Source organism: Luedemannella flava (genome assembly GCF_039528515.1).
Classification (GTDB): Bacteria; Actinomycetota; Actinomycetes; order Mycobacteriales; family Micromonosporaceae; genus Luedemannella; species Luedemannella flava.
This window is the reverse complement of the sequence record NZ_BAAALT010000009.1, coordinates 67,447-90,648: the sequence shown is the minus strand read 5'-3', so window position 1 is coordinate 90,648 and position 23,202 is coordinate 67,447. Positions and strand designations below refer to the sequence as shown.

25 protein-coding genes are annotated in these 23,202 nt (G+C 70.7%); 4 read left to right on the top strand and 21 right to left on the bottom strand.

The features are described from left to right. Positions 1-68 precede the first annotated feature (68 nt). Entirely contained in the window at positions 69-680 is a 612-nt protein-coding gene (locus tag ABD211_RS02825) for a GNAT family N-acetyltransferase (RefSeq protein WP_344125856.1), read from the top strand. On the opposite strand, the gene ABD211_RS02820 is transcribed toward ABD211_RS02825, so the two are convergent. Both ABD211_RS02820 and ABD211_RS02815 read right to left on the bottom strand, forming a co-directional pair. Then, positions 648-1,472 carry a hypothetical protein gene (locus ABD211_RS02820; protein ID WP_344125854.1) on the bottom strand — a complete coding sequence of 275 codons (825 nt, stop codon included), beginning with the start codon at positions 1,470-1,472 and terminating at the stop codon, positions 648-650. The two genes, ABD211_RS02825 and ABD211_RS02820, sit on opposite strands and share 33 nt — an antisense overlap. A gap of 36 nt (positions 1,473-1,508) precedes the next feature. After that, on the bottom strand, positions 1,509-2,156 hold the full coding sequence (locus tag ABD211_RS02815; RefSeq protein WP_344125852.1) for an NADPH-dependent F420 reductase: 648 nt from the start codon (positions 2,154-2,156) through the stop codon (positions 1,509-1,511). 109 nt (positions 2,157-2,265) lie between these two features. Here ABD211_RS02815 and ABD211_RS02810 point away from each other — a divergent pair, with 109 nt between their 5' ends. Genes ABD211_RS02810 through ABD211_RS02800 form a run of 3 tightly spaced genes read left to right on the top strand, consistent with a single transcriptional unit; the run spans position 2,266 to position 3,899 of the window. Continuing rightward, on the top strand, positions 2,266-2,694 hold the full coding sequence (locus ABD211_RS02810; RefSeq protein ID WP_344125850.1) for an OsmC family protein: 429 nt from the start codon (positions 2,266-2,268) through the stop codon (positions 2,692-2,694). Positions 2,695-2,747: 53 nt separating this feature from the next. Continuing rightward, positions 2,748-3,110 carry a metallopeptidase family protein gene (locus ABD211_RS02805; protein WP_344125848.1) on the top strand — a complete coding sequence of 121 codons (363 nt, stop codon included), beginning with the start codon at positions 2,748-2,750 and terminating at the stop codon, positions 3,108-3,110. A 51-nt stretch (positions 3,111-3,161) separates the two neighbouring features. Next, positions 3,162-3,899 carry an AIM24 family protein gene (locus ABD211_RS02800; protein WP_344125846.1) on the top strand — a complete coding sequence of 246 codons (738 nt, stop codon included), beginning with the start codon at positions 3,162-3,164 and terminating at the stop codon, positions 3,897-3,899. 7 nt (positions 3,900-3,906) lie between these two features. Here the strand turns inward: ABD211_RS02800 and pheA are convergent, their stop codons facing one another. The 19 genes from pheA to ABD211_RS02705 form a co-directional block, all read right to left on the bottom strand. After that, positions 3,907-4,866 (bottom strand): prephenate dehydratase, encoded by a 960-nt coding sequence (pheA, locus tag ABD211_RS02795; protein ID WP_425560324.1) that lies wholly within the window; start codon positions 4,864-4,866, stop codon positions 3,907-3,909. After that, positions 4,863-5,243 (bottom strand): ACT domain-containing protein, encoded by a 381-nt coding sequence (locus tag ABD211_RS02790; protein WP_344125842.1) that lies wholly within the window; start codon positions 5,241-5,243, stop codon positions 4,863-4,865. Before ABD211_RS02790 ends, pheA begins: the two co-directional genes overlap by 4 nt. A 68-nt stretch (positions 5,244-5,311) precedes the next feature. Next, positions 5,312-5,764 carry a PAS domain-containing protein gene (locus ABD211_RS02785; protein ID WP_344125840.1) on the bottom strand — a complete coding sequence of 151 codons (453 nt, stop codon included), beginning with the start codon at positions 5,762-5,764 and terminating at the stop codon, positions 5,312-5,314. A gap of 58 nt (positions 5,765-5,822) precedes the next feature. Continuing rightward, complete coding sequence (locus tag ABD211_RS02780) at positions 5,823-6,401, bottom strand: hypothetical protein (protein ID WP_344125838.1); 579 nt, start codon at positions 6,399-6,401, stop codon at positions 5,823-5,825. 248 nt (positions 6,402-6,649) lie between these two features. Further along, complete coding sequence (locus ABD211_RS02775) at positions 6,650-7,522, bottom strand: DUF5926 family protein (RefSeq protein WP_344125836.1); 873 nt, start codon at positions 7,520-7,522, stop codon at positions 6,650-6,652. A gap of 18 nt (positions 7,523-7,540) precedes the next feature. Continuing rightward, a complete protein-coding gene (locus tag ABD211_RS02770; RefSeq protein WP_344125834.1) occupies positions 7,541-7,996 on the bottom strand; it encodes an ATP-binding protein in 456 nt (151 codons plus the stop codon). Then, on the bottom strand, positions 7,993-9,195 hold the full coding sequence (locus tag ABD211_RS02765) for a sensor histidine kinase (RefSeq protein WP_344125832.1): 1,203 nt from the start codon (positions 9,193-9,195) through the stop codon (positions 7,993-7,995). Before ABD211_RS02765 ends, ABD211_RS02770 begins: the two co-directional genes overlap by 4 nt. 101 nt (positions 9,196-9,296) lie before the next feature. Continuing rightward, on the bottom strand, positions 9,297-10,052 hold the full coding sequence (locus tag ABD211_RS02760) for a glycerophosphodiester phosphodiesterase (RefSeq protein ID WP_344125830.1): 756 nt from the start codon (positions 10,050-10,052) through the stop codon (positions 9,297-9,299). Further along, positions 10,033-10,353: a rhodanese-like domain-containing protein gene (locus ABD211_RS02755; protein ID WP_425560323.1), complete on the bottom strand. Its 321-nt coding sequence runs from the start codon at positions 10,351-10,353 to the stop codon at positions 10,033-10,035. The genes ABD211_RS02760 and ABD211_RS02755 overlap by 20 nt, the downstream gene beginning before the upstream one ends. Positions 10,354-10,395: 42 nt before the next feature. Then, the gene (locus ABD211_RS02750) at positions 10,396-11,478 is read right to left on the bottom strand and encodes an LCP family protein (protein WP_344125826.1); all 1,083 of its coding nucleotides are present in this window, start codon (positions 11,476-11,478) and stop codon (positions 10,396-10,398) included. Between the two features lie 606 nt (positions 11,479-12,084). Then, on the bottom strand, positions 12,085-13,317 hold the full coding sequence (locus tag ABD211_RS02745) for an LCP family protein (RefSeq protein WP_344125824.1): 1,233 nt from the start codon (positions 13,315-13,317) through the stop codon (positions 12,085-12,087). 62 nt (positions 13,318-13,379) lie between these two features. Then, positions 13,380-14,621, bottom strand: coding sequence for an LCP family protein (locus ABD211_RS02740; RefSeq protein WP_344125822.1), 1,242 nt, complete (start codon positions 14,619-14,621; stop codon positions 13,380-13,382). Between the two features lie 299 nt (positions 14,622-14,920). Beyond that, positions 14,921-16,147, bottom strand: a complete 1,227-nt coding sequence (locus ABD211_RS02735; RefSeq protein ID WP_344125820.1) for an LCP family glycopolymer transferase — start codon at positions 16,145-16,147, stop codon at positions 14,921-14,923. 84 nt (positions 16,148-16,231) lie between these two features. After that, positions 16,232-17,209, bottom strand: a complete 978-nt coding sequence (locus ABD211_RS02730; RefSeq protein ID WP_344125818.1) for an NAD-dependent epimerase/dehydratase family protein — start codon at positions 17,207-17,209, stop codon at positions 16,232-16,234. An 82-nt stretch (positions 17,210-17,291) separates the two neighbouring features. Further along, positions 17,292-17,819 (bottom strand): flavin reductase family protein, encoded by a 528-nt coding sequence (locus ABD211_RS02725; protein ID WP_344125816.1) that lies wholly within the window; start codon positions 17,817-17,819, stop codon positions 17,292-17,294. Then, positions 17,816-19,480, bottom strand: coding sequence for an ABC transporter permease (locus tag ABD211_RS02720; RefSeq protein ID WP_344125814.1), 1,665 nt, complete (start codon positions 19,478-19,480; stop codon positions 17,816-17,818). Before ABD211_RS02720 ends, ABD211_RS02725 begins: the two co-directional genes overlap by 4 nt. Then, the gene (locus ABD211_RS02715) at positions 19,477-20,286 is read right to left on the bottom strand and encodes an ABC transporter ATP-binding protein (RefSeq protein WP_344125812.1); all 810 of its coding nucleotides are present in this window, start codon (positions 20,284-20,286) and stop codon (positions 19,477-19,479) included. Before ABD211_RS02715 ends, ABD211_RS02720 begins: the two co-directional genes overlap by 4 nt. 41 nt (positions 20,287-20,327) lie before the next feature. Further along, positions 20,328-21,947, bottom strand: coding sequence for a DUF4153 domain-containing protein (locus ABD211_RS02710; RefSeq protein ID WP_344125810.1), 1,620 nt, complete (start codon positions 21,945-21,947; stop codon positions 20,328-20,330). Positions 21,948-22,073: 126 nt separating this feature from the next. Then, entirely contained in the window at positions 22,074-23,183 is a 1,110-nt protein-coding gene (locus ABD211_RS02705) for a HAMP domain-containing sensor histidine kinase (RefSeq protein ID WP_344125808.1), read from the bottom strand. Between the last annotated feature and the right edge of the window lie 19 nt (positions 23,184-23,202).

Genomic DNA, 23,202 nt, shown 5'->3' with positions numbered 1-23,202 from the left:
GCCCAACGGATGGTGGACATCCGGCGGGACGGCTGCCAGCATCGAAGCCTCAGTCGAGGAGGGCAGCCGTGTCGTACGTGGTGGAAGCGCCGTTCGTGCACCCACTCGGCGAGGACGCCGGGCTCATCGTGCGCACCCCGGCCATCGCTCCCGCGTACCACAACCTGCTCGTGGCCAACCAGGAGCGGCTGTCCCGGTGGGAGCCGTGGGCCTGCGCGCCGCTGACCCTGCCGGACACGACATCGTTCCTCACCGGGTCGGCCCGGCGCTGGGCGGAGGGGCACGAGCTGCCGCTGGCCATCGTCGTCCGGTCCATCGCCGGCTGGGAGCTCGTCGGCTCGTGCGGCCTGTGGCTGGACGACAGCCGCACCTCGGCCACCATCGGCTACTGGATCGATGCCTGGTACGAGGGGCGTGGCCTGGTCACCCGCAGCGCGCGGGCCCTGCTGTTCCAGGCCTTCGGCGCGTACCGGCTGGCCCGCGTGGAGATCAGCACGGTGGCCGAGAACGTGCGCAGCCGGGCGGTGGCCGAGCGGCTCGGTTTCACCTACGAGGGCGTGCGCCGGCAGGCCATCTCGTTCCCGGCCGGGCGTTGCGACCAGGTCATCTACGGCATGCTCGCGGACGAGTGGCTGGCCGAGCCGGCGTCAGTCGCTCCCGCCTTCGCCAGCGCCCGCTGAGGCGGCCACCAGCCCGTCCGCTCCGGGCGACGGGAGCTGGGCGCGGTGCGGCGTGGGCAGCCGCGTGTGCTGCGGGTCGAGGAAATCGATCAGCGCGATGAGCTGGCGCTGCAGCAGCACGAGCCGGGTCATCGTCTCGGGGCCGGCGTTGACGAGGCGGTTGACGTCCGCGTGCAGCGGCGCGAACCAGCCCGCGAAGGTCGGGTCCTCGTCGAGCGCCCGGGAGAACGCGGCGAAGCCCCGGCACTCGTGGCGCGGGCCGTCCGCCGCGCCGGTCGGCACCATCATCAGCTCGCCGATGGCCCGTTGGCGCCCCCGGAACACCCGGAACACATCGGGCAGCTTGTCGCTCTGGAAACTCACCTGGATCGCACCCAGCTGCGCGAGCAGCGCGTGGTTGCCGGGCAGGTCGGCGGCGTCGAGGAAGCGCAGCTCCTTGGCCAGGATCTCCACCCAGCACAGGTACTCCGCGATGGCGAACACCGTGTAGTCGCGGGCGTAGCGCTCCTCGCCGGGCTCTCCACAGTGGAGATACCGGTCGAGGTAGCGCAGCTCGACGATGTTGTAGAGCCGGCCCTGCAGGGTGTTGGCGGCCTGCAGCAGCGGGTCACGGTACTGCCGCATGATCTTCTCGGCCTGCTCCGCCCGGGACTCGGCGCGCAGCTCCCGGGCCAGCTCGTGCTCGAGCCGGCGGGTCTGCATGGTCGACCGGGTGCCCACGACGCCGGCCCCGACCGCCGTGATCGCGGACAGCCCTGCCGACGCGAGGGCGATCATCGTGTCGGAGTCCACTCCGCCTCCCCGGTCCGGCGCCGAACGAGGCAGATCCTAGGTGACCACCTGCAGGTTGAACAGGTTGCTGCCGCCGGCCGGGCGGAGGCGGATCCATAGGGCGATATGCATCTCCAGGCCCCGCGCGGCCTCGATGCCGCCGAGGTCGGCGATGTCCCGCCAGCCGAACTCGCGCAGCAGGCTGGTCACGGTCGCCTTGGCGTCCGCGTCCTCGCCGGCGACGAACATCGTGTGCGGGCCGCCGACCAGGTCGGGCCGGGCCATGACCTGGCAGTTGACCGTGTTGAGGCTTTTGACCACCCGCGCACCCGGGAACGCGCGCTGGATCCGCTCACCGAGGCTGTCGGTGTTGCACACTGTCAGCGTCGGGACACCGTCGGCAAAGGTCAGGGGATTGGCCACGTCCAGGAGGATCTTGCCGGCGAGGTTGTCGGCGCCCGTCAGGGCGAGCGCGTCGAGGCTCGCCGTGCCGGCGGTCGCGTTGACCACGAGCTCCGCCCCGGCCGCCGCGTCGGCGAAGGTGCCGACGGCCGCTCGTTCGGCAGTACTCAGACTTTTCAACCAACCCACGGCGGCCTCGTTGGTCGCGGACCGCGACCCCAACGTCACCTCGTGGCCGAGCTCCACCAGCCGGCTGGCCAGCGTGCGCCCCACATCCCCCGTCCCCAGCACCGCGATTCGCATGGCGTCCACGATGCCAGCGGCAACGCGAGGAAGCTCATCGTTGCGCTCACGGCGCAACACCGCGCGCACAACGGCGTGGCAGCGTCTTTCATGGACTAACGTCGCAGCCATGGCTATTCGCAACGCTTCCGCCCTGTGGCAGGGCACGCTGCTCGAAGGATCCGGCACCGTCCGCACGGGCCAGGGCGGTTACGAGGGCAACTACTCGTTCCGGTCCCGGTTCCAGGAGGGCGAGGGCACCAACCCGGAGGAGCTCATCGGCGCCGCGCACGCCGGCTGCTTCTCGATGGCCCTGTCCAAGGCACTCACCGACGCCGGATTCCCGCCCACCTCTGTGGAGACTTCGGCCGCCGTCCACCTCGAGCCCGTCGAAGGTGCGCAGACGGTCACCCGTATCGACCTCGTGACGACCGGTGACGTGCCGGGCATCGACGAGGCCGAGTTCCAGAAGCTGGCCGAGGCCACCAAGACGGGGTGCCCGATCTCGCGCCTGCTGGCCCCCGGCACCGAGATCACCCTGACCGCCAGTCTCGCCTGACCGCCGGTGGGGCGCGGCGGCAGGGGCCGCCGCGACCCCCGGCGGGCGGCACAATGGACACCGTGGCCGTCGAGATGAGTCGCGAGCGCTTCGAGGACCTGGTCGGCGAGGCGCTCGACGAGGTCCCACCACAGCTGCTCGACCTGATGAGCAACGTGGTGATCCTGGTCGAGGACGAGCCCCCGCCCGGTGAGCCGGAGCTGCTGGGGCTCTACGAGGGGCACGCGCTCACCGAGCGCGGGTGGGACTACGCGGGCGTGCTGCCCGACCGCATCACGATCTTCCGCAACCCGACACTGCGGGTCTGCGACACCGAGGACGACGTGATCGACGAGGTGGCGATCACCGTCGTGCACGAGATAGCGCACCATTTCGGCATCGACGACGAGCGGCTGCACGACCTCGGCTGGGATTGACGGCATCTCCTACCTTCGCGGACAGAACCCCTCCGCGGAAGGATCCCCTCGATGCGCAGCGCCCTCTTCGCCGCCGACAACCTGGAGAAGGAGTCCGACACTCCGGGCCTACGGCTGCAGAACTCCAAGATGCTCAAGGTCGAACTCAACGGCGAGATCATGTGTCGCCGCGGCTCGATGGTCGCCTACCAGGGCCAGGTGCAGTTCCAGGCGCTGGGCGCGGGCGGCGTCGGCAAGTGGCTCAAGAGCGCGGTCACCGGCGAGGGTGTGCCGATCATGAAGATGACCGGCCGGGGCGACGTGTTCCTCGCCAACGAGGGCCAGGACGTCTACCTCATCGACCTGGAGCCCGGCGACGCCATCTCGATCAACGGCGCCAACGTGCTCGCCTTCGAGTCGACCCTGCAGTACGACATCAAGATGGTGAAGGGCATGGGCATGCTGTCCTCGGCCGGCCTGTTCAACTGCGTCTTCACCGGCTCCGGCCGGATCGCGATCACCACACACGGCACGCCGGTCGTGCTCCAGGTCGACCAGCCGACGTACGCGGACCCGCAGGCGGCGATCTGCTGGTCGGCGAACCTGCAGACGGGCTACCACCGGGCCGACCAGCTCGGCCTCGGCACGCTCATCGGCCGCAGCACGGGTGAGGCGTTCACGATGAGCTTCGCGGGGCAGGGCTTCGTTGTCGTGCAGCCGTCCGAGATGCCGCCGGGCGGGCTCGCCGGCCAGGGCTCCGGCCAGCAGGCCGGCCAGGGCGGCGGCGTGCTGGGCGGGCTGCTCGGTTAGTGCTCCGTCAGAGGTCGCCGGCGCGGAGGCGGGAAAGCCAGCCGGTGGCCTCGGCGTAGTCGGCGTCGGTCGTGCCGGGTGCGAACTCGGCGCGGCCGACGCTGTTGTCCAGCCGGGCCCGCGGGTACGACCCGAGGAAGCGCACGTCGGCGCTGACCCGGTGCAGGCCCATCAGCGCCTCGCCCAGCCGCGCCTCGGCGACGTGGCCCTCGCAGTCGAAGAAGAACAGGTAGCGGCCGAGGCGCTCGCCCGTGGGCCGCGACTCGATGCGGGTGAGGTTGACCCCGCGCAGCGCGAACTCCGTGAGCACCTGCAGCAGCGCGCCGACCCGGTTCTGGGCGATGAACACCACGAGCGACGTGACGTCGTCGCCGGTCGGCGGCGCGGGCGTGGCCGGGCGGGACACCAGCGCGAAGCGGGTCACGGCGTCGGCGTGGTCGGCGATGTTGCGCCCCAGCAGGGTCAGACCGTGCCGGTCCGCGCCGATGGGCGCGCAGATGCCCGCGTCGTACTCCCCGGTGGCGGCGCCGACCGCGGCCGCCGCGTTCGACAGGACCTCGACCACGGTGGCGCCCGGGGCGTTCTTGCGCAGCCAGTTGCGGCACTGCGCCGCGGCCTGCGGGTGCGCGGCGATCGTCCCGAGCTGCTCCAGCTCGACGCCCGCGCGGGCACCGAGGACGAACTGCACGGGCAGGACCACCTCGCGGGTGATCATCAGGGGTGCGCCGGAGGCGAGCTCGTCGAGGGTCACGGCGACGGCGCCGCCGACCGAGTTCTCCAGCGGCACCAGCGCGGCGTCGGCCTCGCCGACACGCACGGCGTCGAGGGCCTCGGGAACGCTGCGGGCCGCGGTCACGGCGGCGTCCGCGACCTCCGGCAGAGTTCGCAGAGCCTGCTCGGAGAAGGTGCCCTCCGGACCCAGATAGGTGTAGCGCAACGGCACGGGCCCAGCGTAGCGGCTGCTCACGTCGCGATCCGGTGCCCCGCGCCGGACAGCGCGGTGAGCGCCTCGGCCAGGCGCACCGTCGGCACGAGGATGTAGTCGGTCTCGTACGTGGAGAAGGCGAAGATGTTGACCCGCGCGTCCGCGAGCGGATTCACCAGCGAGGCGAGGATGCCGGTGAGGGCGAAGTCGACGGGCCCGGCGACCTGCAGGCACCGCCACGGGGTGTTGGTGGCGGCGGCCGGCGGCGCGAGGTCGGCGGGGCAGATGACGGAAATCTCGTCCGCCGAGCGGGTCACCGAGACGACGCCGTCACGGCCGGGCTCGATCGCCGGCACGGCGGAGCCACGATCAAGCCGGCACACGGCGTAATCGTCCGGGAGCAGGACGAGATCAAGCACGGACAAAGGCTATGGCACCATCGTGCGGCACCGTACGGGCGGCCCGCCGATTGAGATGTCTTCGATGCCTAGTTCGCCTGATAACCGCTGACAGGGGCGAAGAACGTGAGCGAGCCCACAACCGCGGCGCCCTCGCGCAGCGGGGTGGTGACCGCGTCGAGCGTGTACGTCGCGGCGGGGCCGACGGCGCGCAGGAGGCCACGGGCGAGGGCGCCGGAGGTTAGCGCTAACACGGGTGGCACTCTGTCGATCTCCCATTCGGGCAGGTCAGTCGCGGTGCCACTGAAGTCGATCAGCATCAGGACCTCGCTGACCAGGCGCCGTCCGACCGCGTCGACCGGGTCGACCGCGAAGAAGTCGGCGCAGGCCGGCGACGCGGCGACCACGACGCCGTCGGCGTCGAGCAGCACGCACGGGTCCTCGGCCGCGGCGACCGGGCGCAGCCAGCGGTCGAGTGCGGTGGACGTGGTCAGCTCGGGGGCCGCGCCGGCCTCGGTCAGCGACAGTTCCACGTGCGCCACGACACCCTCCCCCTCCGCCGGCGCTGGGTGGCGCGGCGGCACTGTCTTGGTGTCGACGCTAGCGTCGGTCGCGCGACTTGTCAGCGGCCGACGTGCCCTCGGGATACCACTGGTAGTTCGGTGCGTCCTCGTTCGAGTGATTGGTCCACGTATCCGGGTGGTCCGCGAGCGCGCAGAGCTTGTCGATCGTAGGCTGACCAAGTCGGTTGCCGTGCGCATCCAGTGCGCGGCGCAGATCGCGGTACGACGAGACGACGCACCCCTCGGGCGGCTTTCCCCAGTAGACAAGCTGGCCGGTGCCCATGAAGGCCAGCATGGGGATCACGGGGATGCGACGACCGGCCGCGGCGGACAGCGTGTCGCTGATGCGCTGCGCCTCCTTGCGTGCCATCTGCACGTACGGCGGGCGGCGGCCCTCGATCTGCACCACCTCGCCGGCGAGCTCCACTTTGGAGCGGCCGTGGTCGCAGACCGTCACGGAGAAGATGCCGCCGGGGCCGATCGCGATGAAGTCGGGGTCGGCGGGGTTGAGGTCGAGCACCCGCCACTGCGGCCCGAGCAGCTCGACCTGCGCGACCACGCGGGCCCGCTGGGTCATCAGCCGCCGGTTGGCGCGCTCCTCCCGCTTCTCCCGCATCCAGCCGAGGGGACGGAGTTGCTCATTGCCATGCAGACCAGCCATGACGCACCTTTCGGTGTTCACCTGTTAGTCGTCGTTGGACTACGTTAAGTTGCCGCGGGGACGTGACAGAAGATGCTCACTCCAGAATTCCCCTGAGTGAATCAGGGATGAATGTGACATTCACGTCACTGATTGGCCGCCGTCCGGCGCGACCTGCGTAGTCGTGATCCCCGACGGTGACGTGGTAAATATCACAACCCGGGTCAGCGAAGGGTGAGCTGCCGACCCAACAGACCCTGCCGCGCGCGGCGCTCGGCGGCGGTCAGCTCGGCATCGCTCGCCAGCGACTCGGCATAACGCTTGGCGAACTCGACGAGGGGGGTCTCCCACTCCTCCGGCTTCACCTCGGCCGGCAGGTCCCACACCGGGACGAGGCGGCCGTGCGCCCGGAACATGCCCGCGAACTTGGTGTGCTCGCCCAGGGCGAGCGCGCCGGCGGCGCCGAGGCGGGCCAGCGCGGCGAGCGCCGGCTCCTCGTCCTCGGTGAGCACCCAGCGCACGTGCGCCTTCTCGGGGACCCGGCACCAGTACGCCGCCGGGACGCCGGCGAGCTTCACCGTCGGCTGGATGGAGGCATTGGCGCGCTCCAGGGAGGCCGCCACGGTCGGGTCGTCGCCCGGGTCGTTGTCGAGCCAGAAGTCGAAGCCGGTGTGGACGGTCACGTCGAGCGCGCCGTCGACCAGGATGTCCTGCAGGCGCGGGCCCTCGCCCGGCAGTGGCGGCACCGTGACCGGCCCGCCCAGGTCGGTGACCTCGAGCGCGTTGAGCAGCGCGACCGCGATGTCCCGGCTCACGTCGCCGGACTGCTGGTGACGCTGCAGGCCGAGAAAGACGCGCCCGTCCGGCTTCGTCAGGGCCGGCCACGCCATCGGCAGGACGGTCGCTACGGTGACCTCGCGGTCGCCGTACTCCGGGCGCAGCCGCACCGGGGAACTCGCCGCCGGCACCAGTTCGCGCAGGGCGATCCAGTCGGCCTCGCCGGCGAGCCCTTCGAAGGGCCGGGGGACGAAGACGTCACGGATCTTGGACCGCTTGGCGCCAGCTTCGCCGCCGGCTTGCTTTCGACGCTTGCTCACGAGAGGAGAGCCTATGTCCTACTCGCTCGGCACCGGCAGCGCAGGGCCGAGGAGCGGCCGACAAAGCTCGGCCCAGACGCATTGGCCCAGGCCGTCGCGGATGACGCCCCATCGCTGGGCGAGGGCGTCGATGATGGCGAGGCCGCGGCCGTCGATGGCCTCGGGGCTCGCCTGACGCGGGGTCGGCACGTCCTCGGCGCCGCCGTCGGTCACCCGGACCTCCACGGCGACGTCGGAGCTCCCCGTGCGCAGCCGCCAGGCCACCCGGATCACGTCGCCGGGCAGCGGCGCGGCGTGCCGCACGGCGTTGCCGACGAGCTCGGCCACCACGGTGACGGTGTCGGAGAGCAGCTCAGCGGGGACCAGGCCGCCGAGGTCGTGGGCGAGACGGCGTCTGGCCAGGCCGGCACCGCGGGCGTGGTGAGGGACCACCAGGCACCACGCCTGCTCCCTGACCGCCGTCGACACGCTCATGCCTCCCCTGCCGCCGTTGGCCGGTGCGGAACATCGGCCCGTGGCAGCCGCACCTCAGCGACCGTACCCCCACCGTCGCGCGGGCGGAGCGAAACCCACCCGTTTTGTCGCTCAATGATGCGTCTGACCAAATAGAGACCCAACCCTACGCCTCCATTCTCCACGGCCCGGTTGCCCTGCCAGAAGCGTTCGAACGCGCGCTCGGCCAGCCGGGGGTCGATGCCGGGGCCCCGGTCACCGACCCGGAAGAAGACGCTGCGCTCGTCGCTGCCCGCGTCCAGGTCGACCGGCGGCTCCGCGTGCCGCAGGGCGTTCCCCACCAGCTCAGCAACGATCATGGAAAGGGCCGCCGGGTCGCCGTACGCCGGCGGCAGCGTGGAGGGCAGCTCCAGCTTCACCGACTCGCGGGGTGGCACGGGCAGGTCAGCCACCGCGCGGTGCAGGCCCTCAAGAAGATCAAAGGGTACGGACCGGGTGAGCCAGTGCTGAGCGGAACTTCCACCGGCCGCGGCGAGCAGCCGGTCGACCAGCCGGGCCAGCTCGTCCGCGCGCTGGGTCAGCACCTGGGCCGCGCCCCGGCGCTCGTGGTCGTCGAGCGCCTCCCACCGGTCGGCGAGCGTCCCCGCGTACCCCTTGATGACGGTGACCGGGGTCCGCAGCTCGTGGCCCGCGGCGGCGAGGAAGAGGTCGCGGTCGTCCTCGACGGGCGACCGGTCGAGCTGCAGGTCCTTGCGCTCGCGGTAGAGGCGGTGCATGCAGTTCGCGACGAGGATCACCGCGCTGACGAGGTCCTGGCTGATCTCGCCCCAGCGCTGCGCGTAGTAGACGTGCATGGCGCCGATCGGCTCCCCGGGCGCGCCGACGCGGGCGCCCAGCATCCGCAGCAGACCCCGGCTGAGCAGGGGCTCGGCCAGGCTCGGCGGCAGCACCTCGACCCGTCCCGACCACACCCGCGGGATCTCGGACACGATGTGCTCGGGCGCGATCGGCTGACCGAGCGCCCACTCCATCGCGCCGGTCGCGGCGACCACCCGGCCGCCGTTCGCGTCGTACGCCGTGAACGTGGCGCCGGCCGCCTGCGTCGAGACCGCGAGCGTCTCCACAAGCTGACTCACCGCGGGCAGGCCCTCGTTCGGGTCGGCGGCCATGTCCGCAGTGATATTGAGGCCGTCGACGAGGCGCCGGTAATCGACGTGCATGTGTAGAGTCTGCCCGCTTTGTAGGCGCCTGACAGCCCCCTTCGCGTCACTTTCATATTGCGAGGGCGAATGCACGAGTCCATGCACGTGCAAATTCCAGCTCAGCGGCCTAGCGCGGCCAAAACAAATTTTGGCCTGTCGGTGATGATCCCGTCCGCGCCCATCCTCCGAACGAGATCCAGGTCCTCGTCCGAGTTCACCGTCCAGACGTACGCCTGCCGGCCGCGGGCGTGCGCGTAGCGGATCAGGTCGGGGTGGGCGCGCAACGCGCCGACGCCCGGGCCCAGGATCTCCGCGCCGAACGGCAGGCGGGCCGTGCGGACGCCCGGCGGGACGTACTCCACGAGGTAGACCGTCGGCAGGGCGGGGGCGAGCGCGCGGACGCGACGCAGCGCCAGCGCGGCGAAGCTCATGACGGTCACCTGCACGGGCACGGCCGGGTCCGCCTTGGCCAGGCCGTACCGCTCGAGCATCGCCACGAGCGCCCGCTCCACCTTGGCGCCGTGGCGGGTCGGGTGCTTGGTCTCGATGAGCAGGCGCAGCGGGCGGCCCGCGTCCAGCGCGGTCGTCAGCAGCGTGTCGAGAGTCAGGATGCCCGGCGCCCCGCCGAACTCCAGCTCGTTCAGGTCGGCGAGGCGGGACGTGCTGACCGGGCCCCGGCCGTTGCTCGTGCGGTCCAGCCGGCGGTCGTGGATGCAGATCAGGTGCCCGTCGCGGGTCAGCCGGACGTCGCACTCCAGGCCGTCCACGCCGGCGTCGATCGCCTCGCGGTACGCGTCGAGAGTGTGTTCGGGCAGGCTGCCGCGGTGGGCGAAGACCAGCGGCCCCGCGCCTTCGTCAGAGGACGCGGGCGGCATGTCCGTCCTCGCTCACCATCGGCCGGCCGGCGCCGACCCAGGCGAGCATGCCGCCGTCGAGGTTGCGGACCCGCTCCCAGCCGTTGGCGTTCAGGTACGCCGTGACCTGCGCCGAGCGGCCGCCGACCTTGCACACGACGACGACGTCGCGGTCCTGCGGGACCTCGTCGAGCCGGGCGAGCAGCTCCATCATCGGCACGTGGTGGGCGCCGTCGACGTGGCCCGCGTGCCATTCGTCGTCGTCGCGGACATCGAGCAGAAAGTCGTCGTCGCCGACCTGGGTGGCGGTCACGGCCGGCACAGGAGGAGGTCCAAACACCCAACCTGTATACCTCAGCCGGCGTCAGATCCGGTTGACCCACGATCGGTTTGCGGCGGCCCAGGCCGCGAGTGTGTCGGTCCGCACAGCGTCGAACAGGTCGTGCGCCCGCGGCCGCTCCGCCACCACGTACGAGATGTTGTCGATCATGTCGTCGTAGGCCGGCAACCGGATGCCGGTCAGGCTGCGGTCGTCGATGCCGCGCAGCGCCAGCAACAGGTCCGGCAGCGACACCGCCCCGATGTCCACCACGAGCGAGGCCGCCACGCTGCGGATCAGCCGGTCGAGTTTGATCGGGTGCACCAGCAGGCTCTGCCGGCGGGCCTCGGCGGCTATCGCCTTGATGAACTGCTGCTGGTGGCGCTGGCGGCCGAAGTCGCCGTCGGGCAGCGAGTCCCGTTGGCGCAGGTAGTCCAGGACCTGCGCGGAGTTCATCCGACGGCAGCCCTTCTCGAAGACGGCGCCGGTGTGGATCGACACGGTGCGCACGTCGACGCACATGCGTACGCCGCCGAGCACCGTGACGGCCGACCGCAGGCCGCTAAAGTCGATCACCGCGGCGCCGTCGAAACGGACCCCGGTCAGTCGGGTCAGCGTGCGTGCCACGAGACGGGCGCCACCCCGCGCGCTTCTGCCGTATCCGTACGCGGCGTTGATCTTCGTGTACGCGCCGGGGAACCCGATGTCCGGCTGGGCCGGGATCTCGACGAGCAGGTCCCGGGGGATCGACAGCAGGTAGGCGTGGTCCAGGTCGCGGGTGATGTGGGCGATGATGATCGTGTCCGAACGCTGGCCCATGTCCGGGTTGGATTTGCGCCGGTCGGAGCCGAGCAGCAGGAAGTTCAGCGGTCCGCGTACCGCGGCGCCGGGCGTGGTGGCCCGGGCGTCGGGGTCGAGCAGGACGTCCCGCGCGACCGCCCGGTCGTAGGCGCTCATGGTCACCCGCGCGGCCACGAAGCCGAGCGCGGCCGTGACCAGCAGCACCAGGGCGACGATCAGGAGAACGGTCCGGGCGCGCCCCCGGCGGCGGTGTGCTCTTGGATGGGCGGCTGAGGACGGGTCGCCCGCGTCGGCGGGCTCGTCCGGACCCGCCGATGGAACGGGCATGGCGCTCCGTAAGGGGTGGTAGCAGCCTCTGCCGCCACGATACGTCGAAGATCGTCACCGCTGCGGGCAAACTCCGAATGTCCCTCGCCATCGCCGCCAGCCGAGCGGTCCGGTGCGCCACATGTGCACATGTGGCGAGGTCGGAGGGCTGCCCACCCCTCAGATGTGCCCATCTGGCGAGGTCCGAGAAGTGCCCGCCCCTCAGATGTGCACATCTGGCGAGGTCCGAGAGCGGCCCACCCACCACATGTGCACATCTGGCGTGGTCCGAGACGAGCCCACCGGCCACATGTGCACATCTCGTGAGGTCCGAGAAGACGGGCCCGCCACATGTGCACATGTCGCGACATGAGGCGGGCACTCCTTCGCCAGATGTGAGCATCTGGCGAGGTTGGAGGCGCGTGTCGCCGCCAGATGTGAACATCTGGCGAGGTTGGAGGCACGCGTCGCCGCCAGATGTGAACATCTGGCGGCTGCGGGATGGTCCGGGGCCGCCAACTGTGAGCATGTGGCGGGCTCTGGATGGCCCGAGGCCGCCAACTGTGCACATCTGGCGCGTGATCATGCGCCCGGGCCGCCACCTGTGCGGGTACGCGCGTCAGCCAGCTACTTGGACTTGGAGATCCACGTGGAATGGTCGAGGAGGAACTCGTAGACCTTGTCGTCGTGCACGGCCTTCAGCAGCGCCACGCTGTCATCGGTGAGTCGCTCGTACGACTGGCCGTTGATCTTCTCGGAGGCGTACGTACCGGCGTTCATCTTGACCATGACGATGTTGTTGGTCTTCAGATGCTTGAAGGAGAAGAGCCAGTCCTCGATCGGAACGCCGTTGAGGTCGAGGGTCAGCAGGTCGCCCGCCGCGTTCTTCAGCTCCATCAGTTTGGAGACGTCGGTGAGCGTGCCCCTGCTCATGAGCTTCGTGAAGATCGCCTGCAGGAGCTGCTGCTGGTGGCGCTGGCGGTCGTAGTCCGCGTTGGGCAGACCGTAGCGCTGGCGCGCGTAGTCCAGCGCCTCCCACGCCTTCAGGTCGCGACACCCCTTCTTGTACGTGTACGGGATGACGCCCGGCTCGCTGCTCGTGCTGGTGTGATAGCGACCCTTGGAGTCGTAGTGTTCGGACCTCACGACGTGGTCGATGCACATGTGGACGCCGTCGAGGGCCTCGACCAGCTTCTTGAATCCCTCGAAGTTGATGATGGCGACCGCGTTGAACTTGATGCCGCCGGGCACCAGGTTGTTGATCACCGTGGCGGTCGCCGTGACGCCGTTCGTGCGGCCCTGCGGCGAGTCGTCGGGCTTGCCGTTCTTCCGGTTGCCGTACTGGTAGACCTCGTTCAGCTTCGCCAGGTCCGTGCCCGGGTACCCGAACTTCGGCATCGGCGGGATGCTGACCTTCGTGTCGCGGGGCAGGGAGATCAGGTACGCCGCGTCGTGCGCCTTGGGAATGTGGATGAGGATGATCGAGTCGGTCCGGATCTGGGCGTCGCTGTTCTTCCGCTGATCCAGGCCCAGCAGCAGGATGTTGAGCGCGCCGTCGATGTTCTTCCCGGCCGCCCGGATCTCGGGCGGCAGCAGGTTCTCGTCCGGGATGTCCTTGGTGGCGTAGTAGAGGGCGACGCGGCCCGCCACGACGATGCCGCCACTGATGCCGCTGATGATCACGAGGACCGCGCCGATGATCAGCAGGGTCTTGGCCCAGCCGGGGTCCGTCGGAAGGAACCGGCGGCGCTTCTTCTTGGCGCCCTTGGTCGGCTCGCCATCTTCCGGCGGCAGCGCGTCACCCGCGTCGTCCCGACGGACAGGCGAGCCGTACACCGTCGAGGTGGATCGCGGCTGCATCACACCTCCAAGGGCCAGCGACGAATTCAACCTACCCCGTCAGGCGAGTGGCGGCAGGCCCGCTACTTCGTCTTGGCGATCCAGTTGGGGTGCTTGGTCAGGAACTCGTAGACGGTGTCCTCTTTCACGGCCCTGAGCAGGTCGACACTGTCCTCGTTAAGAATCTGGTACGAGAGGCCGTTGATCGTCTGGCTGGCGTAGGTGCCGCCGTTGGTCTTGATCATCACGATGTTGCTCTCGTTCAGGTGCTTGAAGGAGAACAGCCAGTCCTCGATCTTGACCTTGCCGAGGTCCAGCGTGAGCAGGTCGCCGGCCGCCTTCTGCAGGGCGCTGAACTGCGAGACGTCGGTGAGCGTGCCCTTGCTCAGCAGCTTCGAGAAGATGGCCCGCAGCAACTGCTGCTGGTGACGCTGGCGGTCGTAGTCGCCGTTCGGCAGGCCCTCGCGCTGACGCGCGTAGTCGAGGGCCTCCCACGCCTTCATGTTGCGGCAGCCGGGCTTGTACGTGTATTGCGAGACGCCCTCGCGGCTCGTGCTCGTGTGGTACTTGCCCTTGGCGTCGTAGTGCTCCGACTTGACCACCTGGTCGATGCACATCTTCACGCCGCCCAGCGCCTCAACCAGCTTCTTGAAGCCGTTGTAGTTGATGATCGCGACGGCGTTGAACCTGATGCCGCCGGGCACCAGCTTGCTGATCACACGGGCGGTGGCGGTCACCCCGCGCTTACGGCCGGCTTCCGAGTCGTCGGGCTTGCCGTTCTTCTGGTTGCCGACCTGGTAGACCTCGGTCAACTTGGCATTGCTGCGGCCGGGGTAGTTGAAGTCGGGCATGGCCGGGATGTCGACCTTGGTGTCACGCGGCAGCGAGATGAGGTAGACGTTGTCGTGAGCCTTCGGCACATGGATGATGATGATCGAGTCCGTGCGGATCGCCGCGTCGCTGTTCTTGCGCTCATCGAGGCCGAGCAGCAGGATGTTCAGCTCTCCGTCGATGTTCTTGCCGGCGGCCTTCAACTCCTCCGGGATCAGGTCTTCCTGCTTGATGTCCTTCGTGGCGTAGGCCAACGCGAGACGACCGGTCACGACGATGCCGCCGCTGATGCCACTGACGATCATGAGAACGGCGCCGACGATCAGCAGGGTCTTGGCCCAGCCGGGGTCGGTGGGGAGAAACCGGCGACGTTTCTTCTTCCTACCCTTGCCCTTGCCGGGCTCATCGTCGGACGATGGCGTCAGGTCGTCGTCCGCGTGGACAGGCGAGCCGTACACCGTCGAGGTGGGTCGCGAAGGCGCGTACGACTGCATCACATCTCCAGGGCGGGAGGGCAGGCCCTCCGGTCGGTCGGCTCAGCGTACGTCGGCCGGGGAAGCGCCGTGGTGGTGTGGCGGGCCTGGGAGCCGGCGTGCCGCGTGGGGGCCGCGTGGCCCAGCGGTCGCGCTCCCGAGCTCATTCCCACCCCACCCCGTCGGACGTCAAGCTTTCCGGTGACTTTACCCGAGATGGCCACCCCCGGAGAACCCGGATGGTCGTTACAAGGCCGTAACCAGGATCTTTCAGGCGCGGACGTCGACAATTCTGATTGAACTCTCAGATATGTGCCGTCTCAGTTAGGCGCCGGTGACGGTGGGTTCGCGGCCACCCACTCGCCGACCTTGTCCTTCGCCATGGCGTCATAGAGCCCGAGGGCCTTCTCCTTGTCGCCCGGGACGACGCTCTCGCCGTTGATGTTCTGCGGGTTCAGGTGCGGCGACGTCAGGAACACCAGGTTGCTGCTGTTCATGTTCCGGAACTGCAGCGCCATGGAGACAAGGTCAAATTCCTTGTCCACCTTTACCGCCTTCACGACCGCATTCAGGAAATTGTTCAGCTTTACGGGATTGGCGAGTGTGCCCGTACTCACAGCTTTGTCCATGATGGCCTTGAGAAATTCCTGCTGATGCCTAATCCGGGCGAAATCGCCATCCGGGAACTGGTAACGCTGCCGGATCCAGTCCAGCGCCTGAGTACCATTCATGTGATTGGTGCCCTTTTTGAACGTCCGGTACGGCTTGTGCACCGACTTGATCGTCTTCTCGACCTTCAGGTCCACCCCACCGAGCGCGTCCACCACGTCCTTGAAGCCGGCGAAGTCGATGATCGCCACGTGGTCGATGCGTACCCCGGTGTAGCCCTCCACGGTCTGCACCATCAACGGCAGGCCGCCCCACGCGTACGCCGCGTTGAGCTTCGCCATCGTGTTGCCGTACTGGCCGTCGGCGCTCTGCGGCACGTGCACGTAGAGGTCGCGGGGGAACGAGACCAGGTACGCCTTCTGGTGGTCGGCGGAGACGTGCATGAGCACGATCGTGTCCGTGCGCCACTTGCCGGCCTTGTCGATGGGGGCGTCCGGGTCGCGCGAGTCGCTGCCGAGCAGCAGGATGTTGAACGCGCCGTCGACGATCTTGGGCGGCCGGTCGCCCGTGATCGCGGAGAACGGGTCGGTCCGGTCCAGCTTGCTGTTGAAGCTGTTCGCGTAGAGGTAGACACCCAGGCCGAACACCCCGATGAGCAGCACCAGGGCGAGCGTCCCGACGAGCGCGATGCGGCCCCACCGGGGCTTGACGCGCTTCTTCTTCGCCACGGCGGCGCCGGGGCCGTACGCGGTGCCGGACGGTGGCCGTGGCGCACCCGACGCCGGGGCCCGGCCCGAGGAACCCGACGACCCGACCGAGGCGCGACCCACCGAGGCCCGACCCGCCGGGTAGGACGAGGGCGCGGACGCGCGGCCGGTCACCCGGGGAGCGCCGTCGCCGGGGAGTACGGGGTTGTCCTCTTCTGGGGGAGTCGCCATGGGCCCAAGGGTACGCAGCCCAGTCACGTCAACCGATCAGCGTGACCGTAAGCACGACCCGGCTCGCGCCGCGTGGAGAACGCCTCAGTTCGCCACGCGCTGGGCGAAGTACTCGATCGTGGTGCGGAGGCCCTCGTCCGGCCCGACCTGCGGTTCGTACCCGAGCAGGGTGCGCGCGCGGGTCAGGTCGGGGCGGCGGCGCTCGGGGTCGTCCGAGGTACGCGGCACATAGGTGATCTGGGACGGGCTGCCCGCGAGGTTCACGATCGTCTCGGCCAACTGTCGCATAGTCATCTCGTACTCTGTCCCGCAGTTGATCGGGCCGGTCTCGCCCGAGTCGAGCAGGGCCAGGATGCCGCGGACCAGGTCGTCGACGTAGCAGATCGAGCGGGTCTGGTCGCCCGTGCCGTGCACGGTGATCGGCTCGCCGCGCAGCGCCTGGGTGATGAACGTCGGGATGGCCCGGCCGTCGTCGGAGCGCATGCGCGGACCGTACGTGTTGAAGATCCGGACGATGGCGACGTCGGTGCCGCGCGAGCGGTGGTACGCCATCGTGGCGGCCTCGGCGAACCGCTTGGACTCGTCGTAGACGCTGCGGATGCCGATCGGGTTGACGTTGCCCCAGTACGTCTCGGGCTGCGGGTGCACCTCGGGGTCGCCGTACGCCTCGGAGGTGGACGTGACCAGGAACCGGGCGCCGTCGGTGGTGGCCCGCTCCAGCAGGTGCAGGGTCGCCGGGCCGTTCACCTTCATGATCTCGATCGGCAGCAGGCCGAAGTCGGTCGGGCTGGCGGGCGAGGCGCAGTGCATGATCGCGTCGAAGCGCTCCTCGACCGCCGGGTCGGCCGGCAACCCGTACGCGAGGTCGGCCTCGACGAGGGTGAAGTCGGGGTGCTCCGCCAGATGCGCGACGTTCTCCTTGGAGCCCGTCACGAAGTTGTCGATAGCGACGACCGTCACGCCACGCGCCAGCAGCTCATCGACGATGTGTGATGGGACAAATCCGGCACCACCCGTGACGAGCACCCGGTGGCCTGGTCCAAAACGTCGCGCGACACCCATGCCCACAACCTTAATCCACAACGATGTCCGCAACTTTTGGGCCAATTTAGCGCCCAACGTCGCTATCCGAAGGAGATGAACGTCAGCTTATGGTGCGGTAACGGCCGCGGAAATGCACCAATGGTCCGGCCGACGCATCGTCGGCGACCTCGACCTCGGCGATCTCGGCCTCCACGAGGACGCCCCAGCCGAGCGGCCGCGCGTCCACCACGACCGCCCCGGCCCAGGTGCGCGGACCGGCCAGCACCGGGCCGTACCCCGAGTCGCGCCAGTCCAGGCCCGCGAACAGGCCGCCGGGGGCGGGCATCAGGCCGGCGAACTTGTCGGCGAGCCGTCGCTCCCCCTCGGTCAGCGGCTGCACGACGAAGCGGGTCCGCCGGCTGGTGCCGGTCAGGGCCTCGGCCAGGTCGGACTCGGGATCGAGCACGCCGAGCAGGCGGCCCGGGTCGCCTTCGACCACCACCGTCGACGAGACGGTCAGCCCGACGGGACCGCGCCGGCCGGTCGCCGTCCACAGCGTCACCGCCGACGGCAGCCGGCCGCGCAGCCGGCGCACCGGCGAGCGCTGCGGCTCGGGGGTCGCGAACGGGTCGGTCATGTGGATGGTCATCGCCTGGGTGTCACCGCCGCCAGCAGCTCCGGGCCGCGCCGGTCCAGCGCGTCGCCGGCGATCAGGGTGCCCAGCCAGGCCGCCGTGACGCCGTACGCGACGCCGACGACCAGCACGACGATCCCCCGGGTGAGGCCGTCGAGCAGCATGCTCACCAGCGTCACCGGACTGGAGAGCGCGATGGTCGCCACGATCGCCACCGCGGCGAGCAGCCCTTTGGCGCTGCCCGACCCGGTGTTGAGGGCGAACGGGTTGTTCACGTCCGGCATCGGGTACGCCGCGAGGACCGACAGCAGCGAGGCCGCCGCGATGGCGGCGCCGAACCCGGTCGCCAGCAGGCCCAACCCGGCCAGGATCCAGTCCGCGCCGCCGCTGGCCACGAGCACCGCGCTCGTGATCACGGCGATCAACGGAACGGTCAGCGCGGCCAGCGCCGCGGCGCGGGCGCGCAGCTCTGTCCGGCCCGGGACGCCGGCCAGCAGGTGGGCGGCGTGCGCGCTGCCGTCGAACGCGAACTGGTTGGCCAGCAGCATGCCGCCGATCGTGCCGGCGAACGTGACGCCGTACCCGACGATCAGCCGGTGCGGCTCGGGCGTGGGCGCCCCTTCCACCACGGGCTGGAACGGGGTGAACAGCACCACGATGGGCACCACCGCCGAGGCGATGAGCACGGACAGGAGGCTGGCCCGCCGACGGGCGTCGCGCCACCACGACCGCCACTCGCGGGCGAAGATCGCGCCGTACGGGCTGGGCCGGACCAGGCCGCGCAGGCTCCGGGGGATCAGCGCGCCCACCGCGCCACCGGGCGTCGCGGCACGGGCGGCCCCGCCCTGCGCCGTCGTCCCGATCATGGCGGACTCCAGGGTCGCCGACCACCACCAGAGCAGCCCCGCCAGCGTGACCCCGATGATCACGGCACGGAGCGCCGCCGGCCCGACCCGACCCTCCGCGAGATCGAACGGGATCGCGTACGGCGCGCCGAGCGGCGTCCAGGCCAGCACCCGCGAGATCGCCATGGCCCTGCTCATGGAGCCGGAGTCGACCAGCGCCGTGATCCCCCACTGCAACGGCGCCGCCATCGAGGCCAGCACCGCGATGAGGACGGCCGCCAGGTCGCGCATCTTGCGCGAGCGCAGCATGGCGGCCAGCGCGCTGGTCAGCGCCCGGCTCGCGACCACGCCCACGAGCAGCCCCACGAGCACGCACACCAGCGACACGAGCGCGATGAGCGGACCGAACCGCAGGCCGGCCGCGATCGCGAGGCCGCCGGTGGCGAGGAACGTGGTCAGCGCGGGCACGCCCACGAACGCCGCGGCCAGCATGCCGGCGAGCAGCACCCGCCGCGGCACGGGCAGGAGCGCGAAGCGGGCCGGGTCGATGGTCTCGTCGATGCCGAAGAACAGCATCGGGAACAGCGCCCAGGCCAGCACGGTGCCCGTGCCGAGCAGGACGGCCACCAGGTAGGCGATGTCGCGGCTCGTCGCCGGGTCGGCGCCGTCGAGGCCGGTGAGGCTCACCGCGAGCCCGACGCCGAAGCCCACGAACAGGCCTATGACCAGCCCCAACAGGAACAGCGCGATGCGCCACGACTGGCCGCGCAGCGAGTTGCGCAGCAGCTGGATCTTGAGCCGCACGATGTCGCGCGGCCGTGCCGTGGTCACAGCCAGGACAACTCCTTGCCCGTCGCCGTGCGCCCGCCCACCACCTCGACGAACACCTCCTCCAGGTCGCGCCCGCCGCGCACGTCCGCCAGCGTGCCCACGGCCTTGATCTGGCCCTCGGCGAGGATCGCGACGTGGCTGCAGAGCCGCTCGACGACCTGCATGACGTGGCTCGAGAAGATCACCGTCCCGCCACTGTGGACGTAGCGCTGCAGGATGTCGCGGATCAGCGCCGCCGAGACCGGGTCGACGGCCTCGAACGGCTCGTCGAGCACGAGGACCCGAGGCGCGTGCAGCAGCGCGCACGCCAGCCCGATCTTCTTGCGCATGCCGGCCGAGTAGTCGACGACCAGGGTCTGCCCCGCCTCGACCAGGCCCAGCACGTCGAGCAGGTCGCGGGCGCGGGCGTCCACCTCGTCGGCGGGCATCCCGCGCAGCAGCCCGGTGTAGGCGAGCAGCTCGCGGCCGGTGAGCCGGTCGAACATGCGCACCCCGTCGGGCAGCACGCCCAGCAGGCGCTTGGCGGCGACAGGGTCGGCCCACACGTCCTGACCCAGCACGTACGCGGCGCCCGCGTCGGGGCGCAGCAGGCCCACGGCCATGGACAGCGACGTCGTCTTGCCGGCCCCGTTGGGCCCCAGCAGGCCGTAGAAGGAGCCGGCCGGGACGTCGAGGTGGATGCCGGCCACAGCGACCTTGAGGCCGAACCGCTTGGCGAGGCCCCGCAGCGCGAGCGCCGGCTGCGCGCCGTCGACCGGTGGTGCCTCGACCGACGGCGCGGCGGCTGTCGTCTCCCCGCTGCTCATATCTCCAGAATCTAGCGTGCCGGGGCGAAACCGCCCGCGCGTCAGGACGGGCAGGCGAAGAAGGTCGATGCGTTCTCCAGCGTGTCCGCGGCCCGCGCCCGGCCGTAGTTCCAGCCGGCCCACGGGTTGGCGCCGCGGTCCTGCCGGGCGGTCGCCAACCGGCCCAGGACGCACCCGCGCAGCGGTTCGGGCAGTGTGGCCAGCGCCGGCACCGCGTCGTCGGAGAGCTGGCCCAGGTAGTACGTGTCGAGCGGGTGGTCCGCGTGCCAGCGGGCGATGTTGCGCTCGGCGATGAACGCGTCCGGGTTCAGCGCGGCGAGCCCCAGCAACGTCAGCGCGCCGGCCAGGACGACCGCGCGCGGCATCCACCGGGCCCGCAGCCGCACCCCGGCGACGAGCACCAGCACGAACACGACGCCGAGCAGCAACTCGACGGCGCTCACCCACACGCGCAGCCGGGTGTACCCGTACGCCTGCTCGTAGGTCCACATCCGGGTCAGCGCCGAGGCCACGACGACCAGCAGCAACGCGGCGAGCGCCCCGACCAGCAGGCGCAGCCAGAGCCGGTGCCGCGCGGTGTCCCTCGGCGCCAGGCGGGCTGCCACGGCGACCACCCCGAGGCTGAGCACGGTCACGTACAACAGCTGCCAGAACCCGCTGCGGGCGTAGTCGGCGTAGGTGAGGTCCGCGGTCGCCAGGACGTGCTCGTTGCCGCCGAAGAGCACCGCGAACTGCACGGCCACGAACGACGCGAACAGCAGGTCGAGCAGCGCCACCGGCACGGCCCACTCGACGAGCCGCACCGTGCGGCGCCCGCTGGCGGTAGCCCCCTCGCCCACCGCCAGCGGGCGCATCCTCAGGTAGCAGGCACCTACCGTCCCCAGAGTGCCCACCACGAGCAAGAGGCCGAACCGCATGATCGGGCCGGCGTCCAACGACGGCAGGGCCCGACCCACGACCTCGGCGAACGCGGCGTCCGCGCTGCTGAGCAGCGCCCCGAAAAGAGCGACAAGAACAACCCCCAGGAGTACGGACGCCAGCAGGCGAACCGGCGACGGCGCCCGTTCGGTGGTCCCGTCGGTGGGTTCACGTGAAACATCCCGGGATAGGGCGCCGAGGCTACGGCTGTACCAACCGAGGCCGCGCAACGCCGCGAGCGGCACCGACAGCACGGACACGACGAGCCCGGCCACGCTCCGCCCGCCGCCGACGGCAACCGCGCCGCACACAACGGCACCGAGCAGGCACAACACGAACAGCCACTCGGCGGCCCGAACGGTGCCAACGGCCACGAGCAGAACAGCGGCGGCCCCGAACGTCCAGCGCCAGACCGCCTCGGCACGGCGGGCGGAGGCCTCCGCGCGATTCGCGGACGCCTGGGCGCCGCTCGCGGATGTCTCGACGGTGTTCGCAGGCACCTCAGCGCGACTCGCCGGCACCTCGACACGGCTCGCAGACGCCGCGGCGCGCGCGGCCCTGCCGGCCAGGGCCACCGCGACGGCCGACGCCGATGCGGCGGCGAGCCAGCCGATGCCGGGCCGGTCGATCGGCACCGCGGTGCCGGCAACGACGCCGGCGACCGTCGCGGCGGCGGGCACCCGGCCGGCGGGCGCGACCTTGCCGGTCCACCAGGTGACGAGTGGCCCGCTGTTGACGACCACGACGGGCGACGGTGCCGGAACCGGATGGGGCAGAGGCTGACCGATCGACATGATCACTCCAGGGGTGGGCACGCGGCATCGCGGCACGGCCGCCGTGGCGGCCCGTCCCGTGGTGCGCGTGGGTGGCTAGTCGGTGGGGTGGCCGGTGCGGGTGTCCGCGCCGGCGGCGCGCGTACCCGCGCCGTCGGGCAGGGTGAGCCGGACGCAGCAGCCGCGCCCGCCCGGCGGGTCGACGGCGGCGATCGTGCCGCCGTGCAGGTCCATGGCCCAGCGGGCGATGGCCAGGCCGAGGCCCGTACCCCCGCCCGTGGCCCGCTCACCCCGGGTGAAGCGCTCGAAGATGCGGGCCCGGTCGGCGGGCGCGATGCCCGGACCCTCGTCGCAGACGTCGATCGTGACGCCCTCGTCGGTGCGGTAGGCGGTCACCGTGACCACGCCGCCCGCCGGGCTGTGCCGGGTGGCGTTGTCCAGCAGGTTCACCAGCACCTGGCACAGCCGCTCGCGGTCGGCCACGATCGTCGCCGCGTCGTGCCGGGTGAACGCGTCGACCTGCACGTCCCGCCCGGACGCGGACGCCATGACGTCCGCCTCCGCGACCACGTCGGCCAGCAGCGGCGCCACGTCGAGGACGGCGAGCTTGAGCGGCTGGGCGCCCGCGTCGATGCGGGACAGGTCCAGCAGCTCCGTGACCAGGCGGCCGAGCCGCTCGGTCTGGGCCAGCGCGGTGCGCAGGGTCGCCGGGTCGGCGGCCGCCACCCCGTCGACCAGGTTCTCCAGCACGGCCTGCAGGGCCGAGATGGGGGTACGCAGCTCGTGCGAGACGTTCGCGATCATCTCGCGGCGCTGCCGGTCGGCGGTGTCGAGGTCGGCGGCCATCTGGTTGAACGCCTTGGCCAGCTCGCCGACCTCGTCGCGGGAGGTGGCGCGCACCCGCCGGCTGTAGTCGCCGCGCGCCATGGCCCGGGCGGCGGCCGTCATGTCGCGCAGCGGTTGGGTCATCCCGTGCGCGAGCACCTGGGAGGTGGCCAGGGCGAGCCCGATGGCGATCGCCGAGGTCACCGGCGGAATCCCGCCGAACTGCAGCCAGAAGTACGACAGCCCGGCCGCACCCGAGCTGACCAGCAGGATCCCGAGCTTGAGCTTGATCGAGCGGACCGGGTCGAGCGGGCGTGGCAACGCCGCCAGCAGCCGCACGAGCCAGTTCGGCACAAACCGTGTCCCCGTCGACGTCGTCACAGAGCCACCTGATGCCCTC

What these genes read in the sequence shown, in the direction of transcription:
- ABD211_RS02760 (WP_344125830.1), bottom strand. Translation starts at nt 10,052, where the DNA reads ATGCCGCCCGCGTCCTCTGACGAAGGCGCGGGGCCGCTGGTCTTCGCC.
- ABD211_RS02805 (WP_344125848.1), top strand. Translation starts at nt 2,748, where the DNA reads ATGGACACCGTGGCCGTCGAGATGAGTCGCGAGCGCTTCGAGGACCTG.
- ABD211_RS02725 (WP_344125816.1), bottom strand. Translation starts at nt 17,819, where the DNA reads ATGACCATCCACATGACCGACCCGTTCGCGACCCCCGAGCCGCAGCGC.
- ABD211_RS02735 (WP_344125820.1), bottom strand. Translation starts at nt 16,147, where the DNA reads ATGGCGACTCCCCCAGAAGAGGACAACCCCGTACTCCCCGGCGACGGC.
- ABD211_RS02750 (WP_344125826.1), bottom strand. Translation starts at nt 11,478, where the DNA reads ATGCCCGTTCCATCGGCGGGTCCGGACGAGCCCGCCGACGCGGGCGAC.
- ABD211_RS02745 (WP_344125824.1), bottom strand. Translation starts at nt 13,317, where the DNA reads ATGCAGCCGCGATCCACCTCGACGGTGTACGGCTCGCCTGTCCGTCGG.
- ABD211_RS02810 (WP_344125850.1), top strand. Translation starts at nt 2,266, where the DNA reads ATGGCTATTCGCAACGCTTCCGCCCTGTGGCAGGGCACGCTGCTCGAA.
- ABD211_RS02740 (WP_344125822.1), bottom strand. Translation starts at nt 14,621, where the DNA reads ATGCAGTCGTACGCGCCTTCGCGACCCACCTCGACGGTGTACGGCTCG.
- ABD211_RS02815 (WP_344125852.1), bottom strand. Translation starts at nt 2,156, where the DNA reads ATGCGAATCGCGGTGCTGGGGACGGGGGATGTGGGGCGCACGCTGGCC.
- ABD211_RS02770 (WP_344125834.1), bottom strand. Translation starts at nt 7,996, where the DNA reads ATGAGCGTGTCGACGGCGGTCAGGGAGCAGGCGTGGTGCCTGGTGGTC.
- ABD211_RS02800 (WP_344125846.1), top strand. Translation starts at nt 3,162, where the DNA reads ATGCGCAGCGCCCTCTTCGCCGCCGACAACCTGGAGAAGGAGTCCGAC.
- ABD211_RS02765 (WP_344125832.1), bottom strand. Translation starts at nt 9,195, where the DNA reads ATGCACGTCGATTACCGGCGCCTCGTCGACGGCCTCAATATCACTGCG.
- ABD211_RS02715 (WP_344125812.1), bottom strand. Translation starts at nt 20,286, where the DNA reads ATGAGCAGCGGGGAGACGACAGCCGCCGCGCCGTCGGTCGAGGCACCA.
- ABD211_RS02730 (WP_344125818.1), bottom strand. Translation starts at nt 17,209, where the DNA reads ATGGGTGTCGCGCGACGTTTTGGACCAGGCCACCGGGTGCTCGTCACG.
- ABD211_RS02780 (WP_344125838.1), bottom strand. Translation starts at nt 6,401, where the DNA reads ATGCGGGAGAAGCGGGAGGAGCGCGCCAACCGGCGGCTGATGACCCAG.